Source organism: Salinicola sp. (assembly GCF_982684285.1).
Map to the genome: position 1 here is coordinate 1 of NZ_CEXLVS010000424.1, position 1,724 is coordinate 1,724.

1 protein-coding gene is annotated in these 1,724 nt (G+C 41.8%); it reads left to right on the top strand.

Annotation, left to right across the window (positions count from 1 at the left end):
- The coding region (locus AC3AYF_RS20695) for a DNA-directed RNA polymerase subunit beta' (RefSeq protein WP_487780354.1) at positions 1-1,724 on the top strand (1,724 nt) is incomplete at both ends.

Genomic DNA, 1,724 nt, shown 5'->3' on the forward strand with positions numbered 1-1,724 from the left:
CCAGAGACTATTAACTACCGTACGTTCAAACCAGAACGTGAAGGTTTGTTTTGCTGCAAATTGTTTGGACCTGTTAAAGATTACGAATGTCTTTGCGGTAAATACAAACGCCTAAAACATCGTGGTGTGATCTGTGAAAAATGTGGCGTAGAAGTGACGGTTGCCAAGGTACGTCGTGAGCGTATGGGGCATATTGAGCTAGCTAGTCCAGTGGCGCATATTTGGTTCTTAAAATCATTGCCTTCACGTATTTCACTGTTCTTAGATATGACCTTACGTGATATCGAACGGGTATTGTATTTCGAAGCATTTATTGTTGTTGATGCGGGCATGACACCGTTGGAAAAAGGTCAGTTATTGTCAGATGACACGCTTTTACAAGCGGTTGAAGAACATGGTGATGACTTTGATGCGCGCATGGGTGCTGAAGCGATACAGCAATTGCTACGTAATATCGATGTGGTAAAAGAAATGGATGTTATTCGTGAAGGCATCGAAGCTACTAATTCAGAAACGAAGATCAAGAAATTAACTAAACGTTTGAAATTAATGGAAGCGTTTAGTGAATCGGGTAATAAACCTGAGTGGATGGTAATGGAAGTTTTACCTGTTCTGCCACCAGATTTGCGTCCATTAGTGCCACTAGACGGTGGTCGTTTTGCCACTTCTGATCTGAATGATCTATACCGTCGTGTCATCAACCGAAATAATCGCTTAAAACGTTTATTAGATCTTAATGCACCTGACATCATCGTCCGTAACGAAAAACGGATGTTACAAGAGTCAGTGGATGCCTTATTAGATAATGGTCGTCGTGGTCGTGCTATTACCGGTACTAACCGGATGCCATTAAAATCATTAGCCGATATGATCAAAGGTAAGCAAGGTCGTTTCCGCCAAAACTTATTGGGTAAACGAGTTGATTACTCTGGTCGTTCAGTTATCGTTGTTGGTCCGTACTTGAAATTACATCAATGTGGACTACCTAAAAAAATGGCATTGGAGTTATTCAAACCATTTGTGTACGGTAAATTAGAACGTGCAGGATTAGCAACGACCATTAAAGCAGCCAAGAAAATGGTTGAACGTGAAGGCCCAGAAGTGTGGGATATTCTTGAAGACGTTATTCGAGAACATCCCGTTATGCTTAACCGTGCGCCAACATTGCATAGATTAGGTATTCAAGCGTTTGAACCCATATTGATTGAAGGTAAAGCGATACAATTACACCCGCTAGTCTGTGGTGCATTTAACGCCGACTTTGATGGTGACCAAATGGCGGTACACGTTCCATTGTCGATTGAAGCGCAATTAGAAGCACGGATTTTGATGATGGCAACCAATAACATTTTGTCACCAGCCAATGGTGAGCCGGTGATTATTCCATCACAAGATGTGGTATTGGGTCTGTATTACATGACGCGTGAATTGATAAATGCCAAAGGTGAAGGCAGCAAGTTTGCTAACTTGGCTGAATTAAAACGCGCCTTTGATAATAATGAAGTGGGGTTGCACGCAAAGATTACTGTTCGACTCGAAGAGACGGATAACACTCTGCCTGAACCAGAACAAACTAGAACTATCCGAGTAGAAACTACTGTTGGACGTGCAATCGTGTCAAGTATCCTACCTAAAGGATTGCCATTTTCGATTGTTGATCGTGAATTGAATAAAAAAGCGATTGCCGACATGGTCAATATCTCATACCGTCGTATGGGGTTAAA